This window comes from Bacteroides sp. 41_26, assembly GCF_949740115.1.
Classification (GTDB): domain Bacteria; phylum Bacteroidota; class Bacteroidia; order Bacteroidales; family Bacteroidaceae; genus Bacteroides; species Bacteroides nordii.
Map to the genome: position 1 here is coordinate 25,275 of NZ_CATJGZ010000082.1, position 24,992 is coordinate 50,266.

The following is a 24,992-nucleotide window of genomic DNA, read 5'->3' on the forward strand; positions in this document are numbered from 1 at the left end:
GATAATTTACTCTTTATTCAACAAAGTGAGTCAACAAAATGTTTTCTACAATTTTAATATCGGGACCGGAAGTAAAGCAGCCTATATGACAACAAACAGCTGAGAAGTACTTCCTTTATCAGAGGTGATAGTACAAATATAGGTACCTTTAAGAAGCCACAAATCATTTATCACAAGATGATCTGCTATGTTGGTAAAAACCCGGTTATAAATACAACTTCCCCCTATATCTACAACGGATAAACCCAAATATCGATACCTTTCACCACCTGTTAGAACCGTTAACTGCCCATATTGCAATAGATCTGTGACAACACTAAATTGCGGTTTATTTTCAATAGAAATTCCAGAAGCAGTATCAACCGTTTTTATCCTAACCTCCAGTATACTATTCCATTTGCTTTTACTGTTTCCATTAAATTCCAGCCGCACATAACGTGCCTTCTTCACACTAAAATCATAGTTTTCCAATTGGTCTGACTTACCACTTGACTCTCCTTGGTAAACCGTTTCAAAATTTATATTGTCAAGAGACAATTCTATATTAAAATAATTTTTCCGCGTATTACCTTCATAGAAGGCAATACGAACAGAATGAAGCATTCTTTCTTCTCCCAGATCGAGTAAGAGCCACTTCCCGGTCCCTTCCGAAGACCATCGGGTAGACATATCAGCGTCGATTACTTTATCCGGTGTATTGGTGGTCCCACTCTGAAAATCACTGGCCTTAACTGAGCAGATACCTGTATACTCAAAAAAAGCCCATGCTCCCACATCCAATGTTTCACCATCTTTACTCTCAATATTACATGTCTTCAATTGATAATCCCCGGGGAGCATACCGCTGGTTACTAACAGTACCGATTTTGCGTCTTTCTTTTCCACCCGCTCTAATCTCACATTATTATCTATCGTATAGTTAAAACATGAAAGAGCCGATAAGTCATTCATCTCTTTATTAAATTCAAGAAGAAGGCTATTTTTATCAGTTGCCTTTAAACTCACAATATCGAAGTTCGATACAGCCGGCATATCTCCGGATGCTAATTTCGCAGTCTCTGCACAAGCCAACAAGAAAGCCCCCACTCCAAAGTCTGCCGTAGAAGTAGAAGTGGCCGGATTCGATGAAGGCTTAAAACCAACACCTTGTACATAGGTAAGTACTCCTTGGGGGCTGACGGCCAAAGTAGTCAATCCCTCCCATGCTTTAGTAATAACAGAATAATAGGTGTCCCGATCCAGTACTCCCTGATTAATGCCCCAAGCCATTCCAAAAAGAAATAAAGACGTTCCGCTTGTCTCCGGTCCGCCATAATCTTCCGGATCAACCAGACTCGGATTCCAGAAGCCATCTTCCCGCTGACAAGCTTTCAACGAGGCAGCCATTTCTTTGAATATTTTTAAATATTCGGCTCTGTATTTGCTATTCACCGGCAACTTATCCAACACGAGAGCCAGAGCAGCAAAGGCCCAGCCATTTCCTCTTGACCAATAGGATGCTTTCCCATTGGGAGTTACATGGCTGACCGTCTCATCCCGATACCACAAATGATCTTTGGCATTGTATAAATTTGCTTTCGTGAAAGAGTATAATTGGTGCATCTTATCGAAATATCTATCATCATCATATAAAACACCTAACCGGGCAAAAACAGGCATCGACATAAACAAAGCATCCACCCACCACCAATCGTCTACATCCGGCCTTGCCAACATCTTATCAATCCCCTCTTTTATGGCGGCGATCTTAGCTATCTGTTTCTCTTCATCCATCTGATACAGGTCTAAATAAACCTGTCCACAAACCTGGGCATCAGCATGATCAGGCCCTGAACTTCTCAACTTCCATTTATGACTCTCAGCCCATGCCGTTGAATAATCTAAATATTTATTTTTCGGAAACATTTTATAGAAATAAGTATTCCCTACATAGTAAACAGCTCTTGCCCAGTCATTATTTCCCCACTGCGAATGATTTTTTATCCAACAATCATTAACCAGTTTTCCTGTTTTTACGATTTCAGCTTTCTCAGGCAAGGAAGACTGTGAAACAGCCATTTGACTAAGAAATAACAGAGTAACTATTGCTATTAATGTGCATTTTTTAAACATCTTTTTCTCTCTCTCTTTTTATCATTAATACTCCATTACCACTTAACTTTCTTTTGAGTCCCATCGTTCAACCAAACCGTGACACTCTTTTTATCTTTTGAGACAAGAATATCCTTCACAGGGAAAAGTTGTTTATCTGCCAGTTTGTTCCCCGTTTTATTCCATAATAGAAGCGTAATAAAGATCTTTTCACCGGTAAAGTGGTCTTCTGCATTAAGTACGGCACTTTGTTTCGTTTCGGGATGCAATCCACTGGTATTTTCTACTCTTACATCTTCCCATCCATTCAAAGGTACCATTGTCAATTGAAACTTCCCATTATCTATCGCATAAGCTGTATGCCCCTGCTTTTTAATTGTTCTCTCTTTTATTTTAGAATCAAGACAAGGAAGCGAGTAATGTCCCAAGTGTACTTCGACCGGAGTCGCTGATATAGCTTTATCAACACGTAAAACACCATTGGGCAGTATAATATCGGCCAGTTGAAATTTCACATCAATATCATCCCTCAGCGTCGCATTCCGATAATAAATATCCTGGTCGAAATGATCGAAAGTATACATAGACAACGCTTTCCAAACTCCGTCTCCTTTCTTGATTGTATAATTCATAGCAACTTCCCCCTGTTTACCATCTGCCATCCAGGGAAATGCGCTGTTATAGGCTAAGCGGTTATAGTTTTCTGAGAAACGCCAATCTTCCCTTGCATTGGCGGGCATTCTGGTCGAAGTACGAATCTCAGTAATCCCACTTTCAAAATAGTTAGTTATAAGAATCTTAGATCCATTCTGGAACGTATTTTTAACAGTTCCTTTCTTATATTCTATTTTCCAGATACCTTCATCTTCTTTTGCTGACCAAAAGATATTAGACTCCGGCAGTAACAAACTCAGAAAAGCTTTACCCATCCAATATACACTGCCCCGGCAACTATACCCTTGAACAGCCGATTCAAAAGCACCATAGAAACCCAATGTGGGCACTCTATCTTTCAATAGATCCGGATTTTGAAGGAATTGCAATAAAGTTCCGGATGCAATTCTCCGCAAGAATCCATAATTAACGGAAGTATCATTCAAATAACCCGCCAATGGAAACGGGGAAATAGCTGCAAACCGATAAGTAATACTGCGTCCCCACATTATCATCTGTCCGTCACGACCAAACATTAACGGATAATTGTTTAGCATCTCCTTAAAATTGGCTTTAAAACGTTCTGCGTACTCCGGATAATACTTTTTCCCAAAGTATTCACTCCAAAGAATACCATACATTTGATAAGCCCACATACTATAATAATCATAAGATGAATTGTCAATATACCATCCCTCGCCTCTATAATCGGCAAAAGAGAGGTCCAGAAACTTCTTCATCAGCGGTTCATTCACTTCATATCCCACGCTTTTAAAGAAACTAAATACAAACAAATTGAAAAAGCGCCAGTTGGAAGGAACTGTAGGACCATCAGCGTAGCTCAGCATAGTATGTGCCAATGCATCTTTTTGCTGTTTAGTTAAAGGATCCCATAAAATTTCGGGAATCGAGAACAAAGAAATAGACAAAGCTCCGAACTCTACAAGATTTTGAGAGATACCGTTCTTTGTACGGGGAGAAATAAAACCCGGATGTCCCGGAGTTATAATGTTAATAAGTTGTTGCCTGTAATAGTCAGCCACCTTTATATTGTTCAAGGCTAAATCCGGGTTCTCTTTCAACAAAGGAGCAGCAATGTACAATGTACGGCAAAGCCCTTCCAGCTTTTCTGTCGGTATCTGTTCTTCTCTATTGGGATAACTCTTACCTTCCTGTTTTGGAAACTTCATGGCATCATCCATGCTATGAATATAGCTGAAAGCTCCTTCAAGCATATATTTTGCAGCATCTATCCAATGCTTCCGCGTCATTCCGGTGTAAGGGCTATGCGTATAATCGGGCGAATCTACTGTAAAAACGTTAACCGGGTGATCGGAATTCCGGCATAATGCCGTATGAGTTATTATGATAAAAGAAAGGAACCAGCATATTCTTGTTTTTATCAGGAGTGAAGAAATGCTACAATTGTTGTTACCTTTTGAGAAGAAAGACTGCATAAATAATCAATTTTAGATAATTTCTGAATAGGACTAATTTCAAGAATCAAGTTTAATACTTAATCACACGCCGGGTTTCCGTTATGTTATCCCGGGTTGAAAGCTTCAAAATATAAACACCATCGGGTATGTTCAGATTCTCTAATTTACAAACAGGAGCATCGGTCTTCGTCTGAAGCACTTTACTGCCATCTATGGCATACATTTCAACCAGCATACCACGCTCAGTCCCCTCAATCATAATATATTGATTGAAAAATGTAGGATAAATGCCGATTCCCCCTTTCTGGTTTTCGGTAATTCCCACAGGAGGCTCTACATAATCACTTATAACATGATAATAACTTCCGATAGAATTAAAAATCACTTTCATATCAAAGGGTGCCAGATCAAAACCCTCTCCTCTTCTTTTGAAAGATAGTTTGAATTCATTTCCTGTGTATCTTGTTCCATCAATCGTTTCGTGCCAGTCATCAATATTGGTCGTTGGATAAAGTTCAAAATACCCCGACGCATTACTGTCATCATTCGGAGCCGATATACTGCCTTTCAGATATCCGTAAGTAACCACAGAGCCATCTTCCAGACAGAGCCTTATCCGATACCTCGGATCTCCCCATGAAGATGCATCATATTGAATATTCCTCACTTCAAAAACAGAGTTTCCGATATAGTCCAGATTGGCTATCACTTTCTTTTTGAAGGGGGCAAAGACTATAGCCCCCGTAATTTTTTCCACTGTAACCTGCGGAATATCATTATCGAAATTTACCCGGATACGATAAGGTACCGGATTTTTTTCCGCATTCTCCACTGTAATGTCCTGCGATTGAATCAAACCTTCTCCACTCTCAGAAACAGAGAACGAATAACTTCCGGTTTTCAGAGCAGTTATCAGCTCATAAGTATTACCGGTAACCAGATTTCCGTTATAACTTTCTGGAAAACCTTCTACAATTCTCTTCATTTTCAATGGAGAAACAGATTCTGCCAATGCAGTTCCTTTCATGTACAACTCATCCGGAACACTCTTAAATGCTTCATTATCACTACCCGGATACCAGGTCATATCATCCAGATAGAGATAGTTATCATGTGTAGGATAGATACCACCTCCACCGGGGAATGACTCAAAACAGATACCTGTTATCAAACGATGATCGTCTTTACGAACAAGAGAAAGTCCGGTCACATCTATCTTCTTTTCATCATTGCACCACACCTCGATACGAGCATCTTTAGCTTCATAAGAGGTTTCCATCGTAACAGTCAGTTTTATTTTATTCCATACTCCCCGTTTCATCGTATACTTCTGATCTCCGGGGTTACAACCGTATTCTGTTGTCATATCAGAATAATAAACATACAATTGATTGGATATACAATCATCGAGTGCATCAAATTGGAGACGGACACTTCCACCATCACCATTTTGTACTGCTTTATCAGAAGCTCCTCCTGAATATCCTACTCCTAAATTAAAACCAAATTGTTTGCCATGAAGACCGGATTCAAAATTTTCATCATATTTAATAAGGTACTCCATAGTATATTGCGTCAACTTTGGAGTACTGACAATAACAGCTGCACCTGTACCACCGACTTTACATCCTTTCTTAAACTTAATCTGATAAGTTCCGTCTACAATTGCGGCATGGTCACGATCCGTATAGTAACTTCCGTTTCCAAAATCCTCGACAAGCAGTGCATTGGTATACGCTCCATTGGGCCTATTAAAAGTCACTTTCTGCTGTTTGTAGTATCTCTTTGAATATGTACCGTTTTGTGAAAATGCCACCTGAAATATCCCTATAAGAGCATATAGAAATATTAAATTTGTTTTAACAGATTGTTTCATATGAATTATAGTTGAGTATATTACTAACAAAGCGAAAAAACAAAAAGGGGAAAGCCTATGAATAGACATACCTCCCCCCCTTTTCTTCCTTTACAATTTAATTACACGTTTCACTGATAAAACATTGTTATCCTGAACAATCTTCACCAGATAAACACCTTTAGGCAGACTGATATTATTAAGTGTCAAAGTATTGTCAGCAGATTTGGCCTGTAACACAGTTATACCTGTTGCTGAAATGAAATCAACAGCAAAAGCTCCTTTTTCTACAGCTATAGTAACCTGATCATTGATAGCAGTCGGATATACCTCCCCTTTGGACACAGCATTTGCACTAACAATACCTGTCGGATCATAATCACTGATAACGTGTGTATAGTTATTTACCGGATCAAAAACTACCTTCACGTCAAATGGAGCCAATGTGAATCCTTCTCCTCTGCGTTTCTTTGATAATTTGAATTCGGCACCCTGATACTTTACTCCATCTATTGTTTCATCCCACTGGCCTTCAGCCGTTGTTTGATACAAATCAAAATATCCTGTTTCATTACTATCATCATCCGGCCCGGTTAAGTTTCCTTTTTTATACGCATAAGTTTTTATATCACCATCAGCGGTATAAACTCTGAAACGATATCTTGGATCTCCCCAGGTATCCTTGCTATATTCAAGACCTCTGATTATAAATGAAGAATTACCCATGTAGTCAAGATTAGCTACAACAAATTTTTTGGAAGGTGCCCATATAATCATCTCTTCCACCTCGGAAACAGTTACTTCCGGAGTACTTTCATCAAAATTCACCCGAATTCTATAAGGTACCAACCCTTCTTTATCAACCGTTATTGTTGTAGAAGAAATAATAGCTGCTCCACTTTCCGATGCAGCAAATTCATAATTACCGCTTTTTAATGCTGTAAACAGTTCAAAAGTATTGCTGATCTCACCCGCACCATTATAGAAATCAGGAAAATCCTTATTAATTCTTTTCATAATTAAAGGTGTTGACGACTCTGCCAATGCCGTGCCACGCATAAATAACTGGGCGGGAACATCCGCTGCCAATGCACTCATACAAAGACTAATTACTACAAGAAAAAAAGATAATTTTGTTTTCATAACTTTTAATTTTTAATGTTCATAATATGTAAGATTAACTCAACTAATATTTCAAAACTTTTACCGATTGACTCTGACCTTGTGAACTTATCACTACCAGATACATCCCTTGAGAAAATGGGGTCATATTCAACACATACTGTTCGTCCGATACATTGGTCCGAAAAATGGTGTTCCCATTCATATCCAGAACTTTAATACACGTATCTTCCGAAAGATTCTCTATACAGACAAAATCTGAAGTTTGTTGCGGATGTACCTTTAATGACGAAGACGAATTATTAGAATGAATGCCTGTATCATTGACACGAGCAACCACTAAAGACTTCACATTGCTCCAACCTTGTAAATCAGGTGAAGACTTATACAGCAATCGAGAGTCGCCCGTAAAATCTCCTTCTTTATAGATAGTCACTTTATAGCCATCAGCTATCTCAATGGAAGAGATCCGAGCTTTAAAATTCATCTTATTATCGGTCAACCCTAAACGCCATAAATCATCTTGCGTATATTCCCCAACCTCCAATCCTACACTGTACTGGTTATTGAGTTTTCCCTGATTATAATTCACATTCTGGAATATAGCAACAGGCGTAGTAACTGGTTCTACCTCAAAAGATACAGATGCTAATTTGAGGAAGGTAGATGCTGCCGAAGACTGATATAATAGCTGTTGCCTGCTTTCCTGCGAAGGAGTCAGATCATTCCAGTATTCCGGATAAAACCCGAGTTCGTCTTTACAATTATCATGCAAATAGATTGCATAACCTGCAACAAGGTTAAGCCATCTTGGATTATGATCTATCTTATAAAGTTCCACATAAGCATCTGCCATATCGTGAGCTCCCCATTGTCCGGTTTCATTCAAACGATGTGTGGCCCAGTCAATGTAGTGAGATTCCATACCGTAAGCCAACCGATAAGCATCTTCCAGATATTGTTCCTCTTTTGTTATGGTATACAAAAGCATGGAAGCCTGCATAACAACGGCATTTTCATATCCCCGGTATCCGGCTCCAATGCCCCAACCCGCATCATTTTTCAAAAATTGATACAGCCGCAGAGCATCATTCAAGTATTTCTGTAGATTTGTAATCTGATAAAGCCGCAGACAGCAAACAATAGTCGGAGCCGTTGCACAAACCGACCATTTTCCTGCTTTTTCATGATTCGGATTTTCATTGAACAGAATGCCTCCTGTAGGTAATTCACCACTCATACAAAATTTTAAAACCGTTTTAGCTCTTGTCAGATAATCTTCATTCTTTGTAACAGCATACATACCCAACAAGTCCTTAACCATCCATGCGTTGTCATCATAATAGCGGCTTCCACCTTTACCATTATAACTGGCATCATAAGCATAATAACCATTATAGGCTACGTAATAATACTTATTCACATTATCAAGCAATTTTTTAGCATCATCCATCCGGTCGGCATAAATCAACGCCTTAAGCTGAATACCAGTAGGCCATACAAATGCAGCTGCCGGACTCGTTGATTTTTCAGCGTACAGGAAGGTCCCTCTATTCGACTTCAAATAAAGATCGATCACCTTCAGAGACTCTTCACCCCACTGCCGGAATGTTTTTTCATTTTGGGCATAGGAAGGAAATCCGATTGCAAAAAGTAAGATTACAATTAAAAATTTTCTCATGCTTTTATTCATTATTAATTTCTGTTACTTTAAAATGATCTTGAAACGTTTTAGTATCCTGCCATCTGCTTTTATATATCTATATATCCGATATACAAACCTGTAATAGCAAAAATCTCAATAGTAGCTCTTTGCTGGAGGAATGATCATATTTTATTATCCCCCTCCGTTCATTTTCCAGGAAACCATTGATTTATCTAAAATATCCCAGGTTTCCGATGCAAAAAGCTGGTTTGAGAATAATAAAACAGTAAATCTGATAAGAGTTATTTGTTTTTTTCATAATATTCTAAGTATTAAAGGGTTGCCCCAAACAGACAATGCCCATTTCAAAGCAACCCTAATAACCGATAAATTACTTAGCCATTTTGTATAATTCAGTTCCCGCCATCAGGAAAGCACCAACGCCATATACTTCGGTCATATCCTTTGTTACTTTCTTCGGGTCGGCCCCAATCGGCTGTACATATCCCAGTTTACCTTCATTATCAATTGTCCCCAATGTAGCTTTCCAGGCTTTCAACAATGCAGGCAAATAAGTAGCCTTGTCTAACAACCCTTCATTGATACCATATGCCAACGCATATATAATGAAACTGGAACAACTGGTTTCAGGTACAGCATAAGTCTCCGGATCCAACAAACTGGCATGCCATAATCCGTCCGGTTGCTGAATTTCTACCATACGGTTGCACATCTCAACAAAGAGATCTTCATAAAATTTACGATAACTATTCTTTTTAGGCAGATCTTGTAACATTTCGGTCAGTCCTCCAAGTACCCAACCATTTCCGCGTCCCCAAAAAACTTTCTTGCCATTTGCTTCACGCTGATAGAAATAACGACTGTCACGGAAGAACATTCTCTCTTCCAAATCATACAAGAAAATAGTAGAAGCTTTATATTCCTTATCTACAAATTCCAGGTATTTCTTATTACCCGTCTCTTTATATAACCGGGTGAAGATAGGAGGAGCCATAAACAAAGCATCACACCAACTCCAACGTTCCAAAGTAGTCTGATTGGAATAGTCTATTATCAAAGAGCCTTTAGAAGGACGTTCAAGTATCCAATCAATACGTTCAATGGTAGGCTGCAACATCGACTTGTCCTTGTATCTTTTATAGACATCTATGAACATCTGGCAAACAGCCAAATCGTCCGCATGATACATCCGTTTATTGGCTTTCCATGAATACCTGTTACCAATATCTACCAGCCATTTGTAGTATGTTTCATCTTTATCAACCTTATCAGCCAGTTCTGCCCATTTCACCATCCCGATATATAAAGTAGCGTTTGTCCAGTCCATAGGATGATGTTTCACCTCTTTCTGATGAGCCAACTGCCAGTCTGCCACTTTTTTCATCAATGATTTAATCTCAGCTTTAGTATAAGGCACATCACCGGCTGCAAAAACAGAAACATTCAAAAAGCTCAGTAACGATAGGATAACAACTATATATTTCTTCATTTTATAATATCATTTTTTAGTTCCACAATGGGTTTTGTACAAGCAATTTACTCTTTTGTATTTCATTATAAGGTACCGGATACAACAGCATCTCCTTATTCCACACACGTTTTTCCACAACAACTCTATTGTAGTAGGATCCTTCACCTATTGCATCATAGAATGTAGTTGGTATTTTACTGGAATTAAATTTGGCAGCAGGTGAGTTCAGATCCATTCCTGTACGAATATGTGGCTGATCTTCTCCATTATCATCCAGGCAACTCATCCAACGATGCGTATCAAAGTAGTGATTCCCTTCGGCAAAAAGTTCTACCATACGTTCGCGACGGATAGCAAGTTTCTGAGCCTCATAATCTCCAACAATATCTTTAATTCCATTTTCTTTGAGTTCCTGATATCCGGGTATACCAGCTCTATCTCTGATTTTATCCAGATATTCTATTACCTTAGGATCGGAAGGATTGATCTCATTACAAACTTCTGCATAATAAAGATAGAAATCGGCCAGGCGGAATAAGATCCAGGGACGGGCCCATGTCTTTACATTATCGCCGGTATCCAACAACAAACGATTTTTAAACTTATAGAGTAAGTATCCCGCTTTCGGATGATCCTGTGAACTGTTGTCCGAATCACCTCCCTTACTGAAATATGAACCATATTCAGCTTTTCCGGAAATAGGCAAATGCCAGCTTCTTCCTTCATAAGTGACCGTATTATAGAAACGAGGTTCACGGTTGTGATACATCTTGAAGATATGCTTATCTTTATGCGAAGTTGAACTACATCTATTTACCAAATCAGCAAAACCATCTTCTTTATATTCAGGATCTTCATTGATAGTCAAACCATTTTTAGTAAAAAACGCATCCACTCCTTCCTGATACAGACCGATATTGCAAAAACCATTTGCTCCACGCGGGCAAGTACGCCGTTCCATATCGTTTCCTACAATTCGATAGCTATTATTACCGTTAGCCCAAAGAATTTCATCATTATAATATTGGAACAGTTCATATACTGACAGATTAGGATCGGGCAGACCATTGCTTCCGGGTTTAGCATAATACAATTTGTGTCCTTTACCTTCAGCAAATGTGAACAAATCCTCCAAACGTGACTTTGCAGTATTCCATTTTGACCGATCTTCATCCGGGAACAGACGTTTACCGTCTTTATTAGTCACCTGCAATGCTTCCTTGTATCCTCCATTAAAAAGAGGAGAAGCTGCATAAACCCATAATTTAGCACGTAATGCCAATGCGGCAACTTTGGTCGGACGGATTATTTCCTTCAAATTATATCTATCGTTATTATGGTCATAGTCGAAGCCCGCGGAAGGATCTCCTTTAAATAATGTTTCGGGCAATGCATTAGAGTCAATTACCTCTTTCAGCAGATTATCAATGTAATTTACAATTTCATCCACAGAAGCTCTCGGATAATCTATTGATTTATTTTCAGGATCTTCTGTTTCCGAAATCAAAGGAACAGGACCATAGAGTTCAAAAAGAGAGAAATAGCTGTATGCGATCAGGAATTTAGTTTCCGCTTTCAAGCGATTCATATCCTTTTCACTGATATATGATGCATCCTGCTCCGATCCCATATGGTCTTTGGCATTATCCAGAAAGATAAATCCTTGCCGTATATATCTATATAGCGTCGCCCAACGGTGGAACGAAGCATTTGATGAGTTAAAACCCGTAATCATCTGAGTTCCGACAGCTGTTGTATTCGCTACAACCTGCCCCGACATCAAACTCCAGATACCTGTAAAACCAGTAGTAGCTCCCTTTCCCATTTCTGAATAATCAGGGATACAGTTATAGATATTAGCCTGCCAACGTTTTGTATAACCAGGATTATCGAAAACCTGATCCAATGTCAGATTCTCAGCCAATTCTTTGGATACATCCAAATAATCACATGACACAAAGTTTCCCAGCATTCCACTGGCAATAAGTGCAGTATATACGAATTTCTTAACTTTTTTCATAATATTCAATTTTTAAAATGTAACTTCAAGTCCCATTGTCCATGTTCCGCATATCGGATATTTTGATCCGGAATTAGAACCACCCAGTTCAGGATCCCAGTATTTTATATTGTCCCAAACTGCCAGATTAGTTCCCTGAACATAAATTCTCAGATTCTGCATACTGATTTTACGCAACATCTGCTTATTGAACTGATAGCCAAACTCTACATTTTTCAATCGCAAAAAGCTACCGTTACGATACCACCATGTACTCCCGTAAGTATTATTATCAAATTTAGTAGCATGTACGCGTGGGAATAAAACATTCTGATTGTAAGGATCATCATTCTGCCAACGGTTCAAAGCCTCCATACGGGCAGAAGAAGCATCTACTCCATTATGGAACGGCATAAAGTTACCGGCCGAAGCCAAAAGGTTAACAGAAGTTTGCCCTACCCCCTGGAAGAACACTCCGGCGAAGAAGCCTTTCCACTCCAGATTCAATCCGAATCCATAAACCAATCTGGGATCTTCAGGATACAAACCATTTTCATACGTCTTATCCAAAGAATCGATTTTCTTATCTCCATTCAAATCTTTATATTTGATATCACCCGGAGCAACCTGAGTACCCGGATTGGGCATACCATCTTTTAATGTATAAGTCTTACTTCCATTTGCATTTTCTACAATATCAAAATCATCGGGAGTATATAAACCTTCGGCTACGTATACCAACGGCTGTCCGATAGACTGCCCTGTATAAGCCTGATACTGATAAACCTGAGGCACTTCATCATACTCTTCTACTTTGTTTTTAGCATAAGTAAGATTTCCTCTCACTGACATAAAGACCTTCCCAATCTGCTGTTTAAAGACTAAACTTGCATCAATACCTTTATTGGTGGTAACTCCAAAATTCTGCCAGGGACTATTACGAAATCCGGCAACCGAAGGAATTGTTTTACGACGTAGCAGAATATTATTACGACGATTGGCAAACCAGTCCACAATCAAGTCAACACTACCTTTGAAAAATCCCAGATCGGCACCAATATTTATTTTGCGTTCACGTTCCCAAGTCAGATTAGGAGTCGCAAAATCCTGTTCAATGATTCCGGCACCGCTACCTCCGGTTACACCACCATTCACACCCGGTGTAAGTCCCATATTGTATCCGGTACCTCCTGTTGAAAGTGATTCTCTATAAGGAAAACGAGAACTCGAACCAATCTCATCATTACCGGTAATACCGAAGGAAGCTCTCAGCTTTAGTTTGCTTAAGATATTTTCCAAAGGTTCCATAAACTTTTCATGGCTAACATACCATGCCGCACCAACTGCCGGAAAAATTCCCCAACGGTGTCCTGATGCAAAGTTTTCACTACCGGTTGCACCGAAGCTACCTTCCAGCATATAACGATTGTCATAACCATAAGCAGCTCTGGCTACCACACTCTGCTTTCTGTACGGAAGTAACTGTATACCCGAAACATTTTGATTCTGACTTTCTTTCTGCATATACAGCAAAATACCTGAAACATCATGTTTTTCTTTAAAAAGTCTTTTATAATTCAAAGAAGTTTCAATATAGATTTTCTTCTCACCGCCTGAACTTGAATAGGCCGGATTGCCCAATGCACTACCTTGCTTTATCTCTGTCTTTATCAGATTCCCTTCTTCGTCGCGTCCGGTTGCATAATATGAATTCGGAGATTTCTCACGCTTAATAATAGAATAAGCCGATGCATCAAAACTGACACTTCCTTTCCAGGACAGTCCTTTTGTTATTATATCCAGCTTTTGATCTAAAGTGACTTTAGACTGGACATTCATACTCCAACTCTTGGTATATCCGTAATGGTTCAGCATGTTATACGGATTAGAACGGGTACTCGGGTCAAATGTATAGTGTTCTGAAATACTACCGTCAGAATAATACATCGGAATGTAATGCGTCGGGAACTGAGTAATCATATCAAAAATAGCATCCGAAGTGTTTCCCGGATTATTTTTTGTCTTATACTGCCCGCTAAGATCTACCGATATTTTGGTAGTCGATGTAATATCCATATCCACATTGGTACGCAAATTATAGCGATCAAGGCCAATATTGGCATCATATTTTTCAATCGGATTGGATTTGAATATACCGGTTTCATTGTAGTAAGCTCCTGATATAAAAAACTTAGCTTTTTCAGATCCACCTCTGAAATTCAATGTATAGCGTTGATTGTGTGTGTTGTTAGACAGCAGATCCATCCAATTCACATTGGGATACAAGTCAGGATCTGCTCCTGTGCGATATTTCTCTAATATCTCATCCGAGTAAGTCCTGTTGAATTTATCCCAATCCGGATTACCGGCCTCATTCCATTGCCCTTCATTATAGAGTGACAGGTAGTCATACGAAGGCAATAATTCAGGCATTCTTGTAGGTGTAACCACACTGTATTGTGCCCTGAAACTAATATTTGTTTTTTGTGCTTTTCCTCGTTTAGATGTTATCAATACGACACCATTGGCTCCTTCCGAACCGTACACGGCCGTAGCAGCCGCATCCTTTAATACTGAAAATGTTTCTATTTCATCCACATCGATATCATCCATCGAACGGGGAACTCCATCTACCAGAACCAATGGAGAAGTACCTCCTGCATACGAACTTTGACCGCGGATCCAGAATTCGGCACTATCATTACCGGGTTCTCCATTCCGCTGGATAGCTATAATACCAGCTACCTGACCCGCAATATTATTTCTAAGATTGCGTTGTGGCATAGAAAGTTCAGCCGGACCTATGGAATTAATAGAGGCAACCACACTCTCTTTTTTTTGCTGACCATAGCCTATCACAACCACATCATCCAGATTTACACTGGACTCCCGCATGCGTAGATTACCATTCATACCAGCCTTCACGACTTTCTCTTCCGTATCAAATCCGATAAACCGATATTCCAATGTCTGTCCGTTTTCTACTTCAATAGCATAATAACCATTTACATCAGATAAAACTCCGGTCGAAGTACCCTTCAGCATTACAGAAGCTCCTACAATCGGATTACCATCGGCATCAGTCAGCAATCCTTTTAATGTCCACTTTTTACTCTGTTGAGCTGTAGATGTTTTATTGGCAACTTTAGAGATTACAATTTGCCTTCCCACAATAGAATAAGAAACATCTGTCCCTTTAAACATCTGATCCAGAATCTTATTAACCGTTTGCTTCTTTGCTGAGAGACTAACCTTTCTATCAACATCTATGTTTTGATCTAAGAAGAAAACAATAAATTCACTCTGTTTTTCTATGTCGTTAAAGATTTCTTTGACAGCTTTACTTTTTGCTTCGATAGTAATAAGCGTCTGAGCCGGGAAAGTAGAAGCGAAAACCGGGTTCCAACTAAGTATTAAAAAGAGTATTGAAACCTTCAATATTTGTAAAAATCGTACCTGTTCGACCTTAGAAAGGTCAAACGTATCTATATTTTTCATACATTTGAATGATTTTAAGTTAACACATTTGTGTGTGTGTAAATTTAGTTAAAAAAACAGGGCCGGATAATTCGCCATATTATCTGGCTTTTTTTTGTGATCATGTTTTACGAGTCGTCTTTCATTCTATCCATTCGTTTTTTAGGGTTTAACATTAATATATATCTTCTCATCTGTTTCGTACACCTCAATCGGTGCCGCCCTTTTTAAGACATCAAGCACGTCAGAAAGCTCATTTTTCAGATCCAGTTTTCCGGAGCAAGTAAGAGCGGCTACTCCTTCTCCGCATATTATCTCTCTACCATAGTATCTGGATAAATTCTTGAAAACCTTATTTAGATATTCATGATAATACTGATAGAGTCCATCTTTCCACGACGTATACCGTGTAGCATCAACATTTTTCACCTTTATTTGATCATTATTGTAAGAAAGCAATTGATTCGGTTTAAGTAGTACTCCCTCTTTTTTATCAGTCAGAACTTCCACTTTACCACTCACAAGCGCCACTTCTTTTACAACGTCGTCAGCATAAGCATTTACATTAAATTTAGTTCCTAAAACTCTGACTTGCATACCACCCGTTTTAACTATAAAAGGTCTTGTTTTATCCGGTTCAACTTCCAAATAGGCTTCTCCCTCTACATAAATCTCACGCTGTCGCTGTGCAAAAACAGCAGGGTATACAACCCTCGTTCCGGCATTGACCCAAATTTTAGTTCCGTCAGTGAAAGTAATAGACGAACTTTTTCCAAGTGGAACTACCAGCTGATTATAACTCACATCATCATTATCCTCCATTACCTCTGTCGATTTTTCTGTCTCGACACGTATCTGCCCATCTTTATCATACAAAATATGAGATTTTTTCGTATCGATAACAATCTCTTTATCTTCTGACAATATCAGCTGTACATCAGTAGCAGTCTTATCCGGTTGCGGTAAAGCGGCAACAACTGACATAAATTTATCCGATTCTGTATGATGCTTAACCACCAGCCATCCTCCTGCTATTACAATAGCAAAACAAGCTGCTACAGACCATCTGGCAATCATAGAGAACGTCTTTCTCTTATCCTGTTGTCTGTTTACTTTCTGTATGCGGTTCCAAAGTATATCTACATCCTCTTCCGAAAGAACTTCAGTAGTTTCTTTTTTGAAAGCACTCATTACTTTTCGTGCCAATTCTATCTCATGAGTCAATTCCGGGAAACGTTTTTGTTGCGCTTTCCAAAATTTCCTGGTTTCTGGCGTAGGATGTTGTTCTGACATTAAAAAGTAGTCATCATCCAAAAGTTGGTCAGCCTTATATGTATTGTAATTTTTATCCATTTTGACTTATTTATACTATAGGGACAAACGTAAACTCATTAATTACTCACTTTTTAGAAAAAAAATATGAAAAAATTTGTTCGCACTTAAAAATACAGCTTCACAATAACATAAAAAAAGAGGGAAGGGATGAGTATGAGGTATGATTATATTCAATTTTATACGGATATGAATCTATTTACGATTAGACGATTTACGATGTACAATTGAAGTTACTCTTTAAAAGCCTGTTTCAGTGCTATTAGAGACAGAGTAATCCCAATCGTACATCGTAAATCGTCTAATCGTAAATAGATTGTTTTAAATAAGGAAGTAGAGACCATAAGCAAGGAATAACACTATATACCTTTTATTTAGCCAACCAGCTCAAGTCAAGAAATAAATAAATCAGAGCCCTGGATTCTTGGAGAAATAACTTAAGATGAATAGATAGAATAATATAGAATCATAATTATCTCTTACCTTTTTCAATGCGCGTTGAATCTGATTGTGCGCAGAATTATAATTTAAATCCATGATCTTACAAATCTGATCAAAATCCATCTCCTCAACAAAACGATAATACATAATTTCTCTCTGTCTCGGAGTTAAAATAGAAAGAATGTTTTCTACTTCTTCTTTTTGTAATTTACTGGCTTCAGTAGATAAAAATTCATCTTCTACCGTTTCACTCAAGATAAAAGGAATAGATTCCAGATCAGTATATCTGTATTGTTTATTTAACGCATTTAACAAACAATTTTTTAATGCAATAAGTAAATAAAGCCTTACATTATCGGGCAGTAAAAGTGTTTTTCTGTTTTTATATATCTTTGTAAAAACCTCTTGGATACAATCTTTAATGAGTTCACCATCCATTGTAAAATGCAGGCCATAACTATATAATAATTGTATATACGTTTTATAAAGCCATGAGTACGCATTCTCATCTCCCTGCAAGAATTCTTGCCATTTTACCGCACTACTCTCATCAGTTATTTGCATATTATATTACAGTTCAAATATAATGTTTCCAAAGTTCAATCACACAAAACTATAAAAACTAAATGGAAAATCAAGCAACTATACAAGTGTTTTTATTTATCCATAATTCTTTTGTGTCTTTTTACCGGAATTTTATAGTAGAATATACTATAAAACAATTCTTCATTACATCTCTGTATAGTAACCAATTATCTTCTTAGCCCGAGAGGTTAAGTCAGAAATTATATATACATTTACAAAAAATATATACCAGATTTATAAGTTCATCAAAGTTAAAACAAAAAAAGAGAGGAGCTAAGATCACTCTCCACTCCTCCCACACGACAAACAACTAAAATTATTACTATTTGATGCCATCCAATGCCCTTTTTGCGGTAGCATTAGCGGGGTCTATAGCCAAAATTTTGTTCCAGTAATCTTTGGATTCAGGCAGCTTATTAGCTACCAAATAATAGTATCCCAGATAACTGTAACACTCGATAAGCGCGGAATTGTAATGCGGGTCATTTTTGCTTTCCAGCAATGTAGCCACCTCTTCATAATAAGGTTTAGCCAGACCTTGCGTTGTTTCCGGGTCCAACGCAGAATTAGCACGTGCACGCCAAAAGTTACCCAAATAACTATCCGGAGCAGCCTGAGCTATCACTGCAAAAACAGAATCAGCTGAAGCAAGGGCAGCCTTGCGTTCATCAAGACTAACGGTCAAGGTATCACTTTGCGTACCTTTTCCGTAATAAAGTTTTCCTATCTGGAACTGTAAGTCAGAAGTCTGTTTATCAGCAGATAGTGACTTATAGTACTTTTGATAGGCATCAATAGCCTTCGTATAATCGTTCTTCTGCTCATAAGCGTTAGAAATTTCACGCCATAAATCAGTTTTCGTTGCATCCAGTTCGATAGCTTTCTGATATTGTATGACAGCTTCATCATACATTTTTATAGCATTGAGCAAATGTCCGTAATACATATAGTCCAAATAAGAATAATCAGCATTATCAGAAGCACCAAAGAAGGCATCGGCTGCTTTCTTAGCTTCGTCATAACGTTTCATATCCGTATAGTTATACATCGCCAAGCGATTAAAAGCAGCATGACGGGCATTCCGCTGCAATCCCTTATTGGCTATCTCCAAAGACTTATCAAATTTATGATTCAGGAAAAGAGCAAATGCATACTTCACTAAATCATTCTCCGTAGCTTCAGGAGTATCTATAAAACGGGCATATGCTTCTGCAGCCTTATCAAAGCGATTGTTCATATAGTATACTTCAGCCAGCTTTTTGTCAGCCTGTACACTTGAAGGATCAACCGCTTTCAGCTGTTCCAGTTTCTCAATAGCCTGTTGTGGATTAGCTCCTTTGTATATATCGGCCAGTTTTAAATAGGCCTGTTCACTCTTCGGATTAAAATAGATAGCTTGTTCATACATCTGGCAAGCGGTACCGGCATCTTTCCGGGCAAAAGCAATGTCTCCCTCCAGAACAGAAACATCAGCAGATTTTCTATCTATTTTCTTTGCCAAAGTCAGATATTCTTCTGCTTCAGGTAGTTTTCCGGCATCCAGAAATGCATGTGCTACAGTTATCACTAATTCCGGATTCTTTTTATTTTTTCCTTTCAATAATTGATCAGCCTGTTCCGAAGCCTGGTTCAGATCGGTCTGAATAAGAGTTTTCATTTTGGCAAATCCAGCTTGCCATTCGGCATCTCCCGATTGCGCAAAAAGAGAACCGGTTGCTATAAATGCCCCTGCTAAAAATAATTGAAATCGTTTCATTGTAATCAATTTTAGTTATTATTCGTCTTTTACACTCACTATACGTACTGGTTGAGTGGCCGGAACTAATCCGGACTTTAATATAATCCGCTGCCCTCTGTCAGAAGTCAAAAATGAAGCAAATCCCCAGGGCAAAGTACTACGAGGATCGTTCAATAAAATATAAACCGGCCGTGCCAATGGATAGTCTCCATAATATAAATAGGCCTGATAAGGCTTGTAACTATTTTCCGGGGTAGCTATATCCTCAGCACTGACAGACATCACCCTAACTTCATCACGGAAAGAAAGATTAGTTGTATCGCTTCGGTTACCCAGCCAGTTCACACCAATTACTCCAATAGCATCCGGTGTTTGAGCCACATAATTGATAACTTGCTGATTGGTTCGCAAAGCTTTGACATTCGTTGTAGAAAGCGATTTTCCACCACAAATAGAATCAGTTGCGAAACGCACTGTACTTGAATTAGGATTATCAAATACCACACTGATATCTTTCAAACGTGAATCCGGATAAATATCCTTCCAACTTGTTACCTCACCGGTTAGTATCCGACGAATATCCCGTACACTAATCAGCGAATCCCGATTTTGACGATTTACAATCAGAGCCAGTCCATCCGTAGCCAGTTTAATCTCCCGAGGGAAAAACTTACGGCTATGAAATGAGTTCATCTCTTCTTTGGTCAATGTACGGGTGGTTATCGCCAGACGCACACTGTCTTTCAGAAGAAGATTGACAGCATCAACCTCAGTAGTATAACGAGGGACAATTCCGGCCAAAGGATATATTCCCTCAAACACATCTATCTCTTCTTGCACAATAGGCTGAAAACTTTCATCTGCAGCAATAGAGATAACACCTGACGTATATGTATCTGTAAATCCGTCTTTAGGTTTTCGGTTACATGAAGTCAATGCAGCCAGAACACAAAAACTAATTAACCAGAATTGTCTCTTCATCATCACATTATTGTAATTTAAACATAACCGGAACAGTGTATTTCACCCTCACCGGTTTACCATTTTGCTTTCCGGGAATCCAATGAGGCATGGATTTTATCACACGAAGTGCTTCTTTGTCCAGATAAGGGTCTACTCCACGTGCCACGCGTGCATCTGCAATAGAACCATCTTTCTCCACAACAAACTGTACAATTACACGTCCTTGTGTTCCATTCTCCTGTGCAATGGTAGGATATTTAATATTCTTTGCAAGGAAAGACATCAACTCCGCATTTCCTCCGGGGAATGTAGGCATCTGTTCTACCATATCAAAGATTTTTTCGGGTTCTGGCTCAGCCTGTGTTACCACCTGCTTCAAGTCAGCAATATCTTTACCATTTGCTTCATCGTTGCCCTTTACATCGGCAATGGAGATAGCAACTTTCGTTTCCGTCAATTCCTGTTGACTCTTGATTTCATCATCTTCGTGTACCTCTTCATCTTTCTTGATAACGGGTGCTGTAAATTTGATAGAGCTTTTTAAGGCAGGAGGCGGAGGAGCTACCGGTTCCACTCTCTTCATTTCATCCTGTTTCACTTCCGGTTCTTCCAGTTGTGACAGGGTAGTAACTTCAGTCATTACCTCTTTTTGTTTAGGCGTAGCAAGTTTGATAAGTGCCGGGATACTAAATCCGATCAATGCAACTACTACTACAAACAGCATCGCTATATTGTGTCTTTTGGGTGAATCTTCACGCATCTTATAGGCACCATATGCCTTGTTCTTGCCATTGAATATCAGATCACACCATGCTGAAGAGGTCAAATCTATTTTTGCCATTGTTCTTTTTCTTTTTAGGTGTTACTTAATTATTCGGCAATATTTTGTGAGAGCTCACCTTTAGAGTCGTAATTCTTAATCAGGAATTCGTCTGCTTCGGCAATGTTCGTTATCACATACTTACCAATATTGCAAATTTGCATTTCATCGAGAGCGTCAATCAGATTCATATACGAAGCATCATCCGTAGCTTTAATAATCACTGTCGGAGTATCCTTTCCACCTTTTATCTCAGAAAGTTGCTTTGTAAATTCGTCCTCTGATATCTTTAGTTCAAGCTTCTGTTGTTTCAGTTCATTCACTTTACGCACAGCAGCCGCATTCTTTTTCAGAAGTATGGCCCTCAATCCATCCGGCTTATAACTCGTCTCTTTCAACGATGTATAGTCCTTATAGTTAGGCTCACCTTCATAATAGTATAATTTATTATCACTTCCCAACAACAATGTAATAGCTTGTGAAGCCTTCACTTTGCTCTGTTGTTCTTCTGTGATATTTTTATCATTGCTCGGCATGCTTATCTCCATCGTCTGAGGTTTACTCAGAGAGGTACAAAGCATAAAGAACGTAATCAGCAACATGTTCATATCTACCATCGGCGTAAAGTCTACGCGTACGGTCATCTTTTTCTGTTTGCTGCCTTTTTTCTTTTTACCGCTTTCTTGTACTTCAGCACTCATAGTTTTATTCGTTTTTAGTTTTCAGAAGTAGTTTTCAGAGAGGTTATCAGATTGTATCTGTTTTCTCTGAGATCCTGAAGCGAGTTCATAACATTCTTAATCACAGCATATGGAGTATTCTGGTCTGCCTTAATAGCAATACGCAAATCTGAATTCACAGCACGTGCATTACGCACCCATGCCTTAAACTGATTATCGATACTATCACAAGGAATTCCTTCATTCTTCAATACAGCATCTTGTTGATCCGTTGGTAAATCCAGGAAAGTTTTCATGCTTTTCATTGGTACACCAAAGGTAGAAGAGATAGCAAACTTCTGTTCCTGCTCCGGTGTGAATGTAACTCCATATTCCTTTCCCATATTTTCCAGGACTTCTCTCATATCCGATTGTTTGTCCAGACTCATAAATATCTTTCCGTCCGGATCGACCAATATCGAAAGGATATTGCTTTCCGGAATTTTAATTTCGGAAACTGAGGCTGGAGTTGTTACTTGTACCGGTTCCTTTTTTACGAATGTAGATGTCAACATAAAAAAGGTAAGCAGCAACACAGTAACGTCACTCATCGCCGTCATATCGATGAACGTACTTTTCTTTTTAATTTTTGCTCTACCCATGATTTTTATTTTTTAAAGGGTTCGCACGCTTATTTATGAGTTGCAGCAAATGTCTGCACAATAGAGAATCCGACTTCGTCAAGGCTATAAGTCAGTTTATCAATCTTATTAGTGTAGTAGTTGTAAGAAATAACAGCCAATGCACCAGTAAGAATACCAAAAGCTGTATTGATCAAAGCCTCAGAAATACCTTGTGACAAAGCCATAGAGTCAGCACTACCACCGGCAGCCAAAGCAGCAAATGAACGGATCATACCGATAACTGTACCAAGTAGTCCCATCAAAGTACCTAAGGTAGTAATAGTACCGATAATCGGAAGGTTTTGTTCCATCATAGGCAATTCGAGAGCAGTAGCTTCTTCCAATTCTTTCTGAATAGCCAACAACTTCTGGTCTTTAGACAATGTATTGTCTTTTTCCATTTCATCATACTTTTTCAGAGTAGCAGTAACTACGTTAGCTACAGAGCCACGTTGTTTGTCACAGATTTCCTGTGCCTTTTGCAAATCACCAGCAGAAAGTGCTCCTTTAATGTTTTCTACAAATTTCACCAAAGTTCCTTTACCGAAAGCCGAACGAAGTGCAAAATAACGTTCTACACTAAGAGCAAGAACAGTCAGCAATAAAGTCTGAATAACCGGTACGATAATACCACCTTTGTAAATTGTTCCTAAGAAGTTTCCAGGCAATGGATGATTGTTGGGGTCGTTGTTCACAAAGTTTCCAGGGTTTCCGAGCAAGAATTCATAGATGCAGATAGCCAGTATAAAACAGCATACAATAACCCATCCGGCAGATTTGATACCTTTAAACGAGGATTTTTTTTGAGTAGTTTCCATAATCAGTTTTTTGTTTTAAAGAATTTATTAATTTGATTGATTTTAAAATTCAGAGGTACAATTGAGCGCAACGCACCCGGACCCTACGGCAAAGAATAGCATTCTAAGCCGCATAGCAAACGTGCAGAAAAAATAAAAAGGAATTAAATAAGGATACGTCTTAGCGCGAAGATGTAGTATTCGCTGCTAGATTGAGCGTAATAAGGATCCTTATCAGAATGGTAGGATTTACTTTTGTCAAGTACTAATAAATTCTCTCTTAGACACAGCTTATGCATAATATCCTTCAAAGAATCGAAGATTTCCATGCTGCGACGCATACGCTGATTATGGGAGGGAGTGTGTGACTCGGAGATTGGTTTAAAACCCAACTCTACATCCGAAACTGATAATGCATGTAACCTGTTATAAAAAGCAACATCTTCACTATCTAAAGAAGCGGCATTTTTAGCAGATTCCGAAACCTGGCAGGTAGTAGCAGAAGAATCGTCTATATTCAATGCATTCCCCCGCATACTAAATGATAGCAGCAGCAGAATAAACATTAGTAGATATTTAACAGACGTTTTCATCGTACACTTTATAAAAAGGTTTCAAATCATGAATTGAAATATGCCGCAAAAATAATAACTAATCAGATATAAAGCCTATAATTTACATCTTTTAATTATCAAGAATTTCAACTCTACAATAATAACATACTTCAGTTCCATTTTGTTTTAACTAAAAGAATCTTTCTTTTAAATGAATATATGCCCTACACAAAAAAGAGATTGATTATACATCAAGTTTCCTTCTAAAAATAGTTCATTTAGGAAGGATACAATATAATAGTTAATAGCGTTTCACTATAGAGTTTTATATAATATTACTTATTGATTTTCAGAAATTTTGTAGATTGTTTTCAGTGCTTTCCTTTATAATATAACAAGTAGAACGTAAATGCCAGAAACCGCCTTAATCCGATTTAACTGATAATTAAATTATATTGGATGTCATTATTCAATAAAATGCAGATAGACACCAATTAATACATATTAAAAGACAATTATTCCCTTTTATCTATCAACCACTTTTTCCTGTGCTTCCCGCACGGGTAGTTTTCTCCAGGCGGTGTTTACTTTGGTTCACCACAGAGTGGCACAGAGTTTCACAGGGGACACAGATGACACAAAGCGA

At 38.4% G+C, this 24,992-nt stretch carries 17 protein-coding genes; all 17 read right to left on the reverse strand.

Translation table 11 applies throughout. The annotated features are described in order from the left end of the window. Positions 1-81: 81 nt before the first annotated feature. Positions 82-2,058, reverse strand: a complete 1,977-nt coding sequence (locus tag QX565_RS11745; RefSeq protein WP_289292843.1) for a glycoside hydrolase family 88 protein — start codon at positions 2,056-2,058, stop codon at positions 82-84. An 89-nt stretch (positions 2,059-2,147) separates the two neighbouring features. Further along, complete coding sequence (locus QX565_RS11750) at positions 2,148-4,202, reverse strand: DUF2264 domain-containing protein (protein ID WP_289292844.1); 2,055 nt, start codon at positions 4,200-4,202, stop codon at positions 2,148-2,150. A 52-nt stretch (positions 4,203-4,254) separates the two neighbouring features. After that, a complete protein-coding gene (locus QX565_RS11755) occupies positions 4,255-6,060 on the reverse strand; it encodes a T9SS type A sorting domain-containing protein (protein WP_289292845.1) in 1,806 nt (601 codons plus the stop codon). A gap of 90 nt (positions 6,061-6,150) precedes the next feature. Next, positions 6,151-7,182, reverse strand: a complete 1,032-nt coding sequence (locus QX565_RS11760; protein ID WP_289292846.1) for a T9SS type A sorting domain-containing protein — start codon at positions 7,180-7,182, stop codon at positions 6,151-6,153. A gap of 43 nt (positions 7,183-7,225) precedes the next feature. Continuing rightward, positions 7,226-8,842 carry a glycoside hydrolase family 76 protein gene (locus QX565_RS11765; RefSeq protein WP_289292847.1) on the reverse strand — a complete coding sequence of 539 codons (1,617 nt, stop codon included), beginning with the start codon at positions 8,840-8,842 and terminating at the stop codon, positions 7,226-7,228. A gap of 355 nt (positions 8,843-9,197) precedes the next feature. Continuing rightward, a complete protein-coding gene (locus QX565_RS11770) occupies positions 9,198-10,316 on the reverse strand; it encodes a glycoside hydrolase family 88/105 protein (protein WP_289292848.1) in 1,119 nt (372 codons plus the stop codon). A gap of 16 nt (positions 10,317-10,332) precedes the next feature. Then, a complete protein-coding gene (locus QX565_RS11775) occupies positions 10,333-12,318 on the reverse strand; it encodes a RagB/SusD family nutrient uptake outer membrane protein (RefSeq protein WP_221650919.1) in 1,986 nt (661 codons plus the stop codon). A 12-nt stretch (positions 12,319-12,330) separates the two neighbouring features. Then, complete coding sequence (locus QX565_RS11780; protein ID WP_221650918.1) at positions 12,331-15,795, reverse strand: TonB-dependent receptor; 3,465 nt, start codon at positions 15,793-15,795, stop codon at positions 12,331-12,333. Between the two features lie 141 nt (positions 15,796-15,936). Continuing rightward, positions 15,937-17,127 (reverse strand): FecR family protein, encoded by a 1,191-nt coding sequence (locus tag QX565_RS11785; protein WP_221650917.1) that lies wholly within the window; start codon positions 17,125-17,127, stop codon positions 15,937-15,939. 387 nt (positions 17,128-17,514) lie between these two features. Further along, positions 17,515-18,111, reverse strand: a complete 597-nt coding sequence (locus QX565_RS11790; protein WP_289292849.1) for an RNA polymerase sigma factor — start codon at positions 18,109-18,111, stop codon at positions 17,515-17,517. A gap of 343 nt (positions 18,112-18,454) precedes the next feature. After that, entirely contained in the window at positions 18,455-19,888 is a 1,434-nt protein-coding gene (locus QX565_RS11795; protein WP_221650915.1) for a tetratricopeptide repeat protein, read from the reverse strand. Between the two features lie 18 nt (positions 19,889-19,906). Next, positions 19,907-20,854, reverse strand: coding sequence for a PstS family phosphate ABC transporter substrate-binding protein (locus QX565_RS11800; protein ID WP_289292850.1), 948 nt, complete (start codon positions 20,852-20,854; stop codon positions 19,907-19,909). Between the two features lie 4 nt (positions 20,855-20,858). After that, positions 20,859-21,674, reverse strand: a complete 816-nt coding sequence (locus tag QX565_RS11805) for an energy transducer TonB (RefSeq protein WP_221650913.1) — start codon at positions 21,672-21,674, stop codon at positions 20,859-20,861. A gap of 29 nt (positions 21,675-21,703) precedes the next feature. Next, a complete protein-coding gene (locus QX565_RS11810) occupies positions 21,704-22,354 on the reverse strand; it encodes an ExbD/TolR family protein (protein ID WP_221650912.1) in 651 nt (216 codons plus the stop codon). Positions 22,355-22,368: 14 nt separating this feature from the next. After that, a complete protein-coding gene (locus tag QX565_RS11815) occupies positions 22,369-22,974 on the reverse strand; it encodes an ExbD/TolR family protein (protein WP_007487701.1) in 606 nt (201 codons plus the stop codon). Between the two features lie 29 nt (positions 22,975-23,003). Beyond that, the gene (locus tag QX565_RS11820; protein WP_002562772.1) at positions 23,004-23,813 is read right to left on the reverse strand and encodes a MotA/TolQ/ExbB proton channel family protein; all 810 of its coding nucleotides are present in this window, start codon (positions 23,811-23,813) and stop codon (positions 23,004-23,006) included. Positions 23,814-23,956: 143 nt separating this feature from the next. Beyond that, positions 23,957-24,385, reverse strand: coding sequence for a DUF8440 family protein (locus QX565_RS11825; protein WP_221650911.1), 429 nt, complete (start codon positions 24,383-24,385; stop codon positions 23,957-23,959). Positions 24,386-24,992 lie beyond the last annotated feature (607 nt).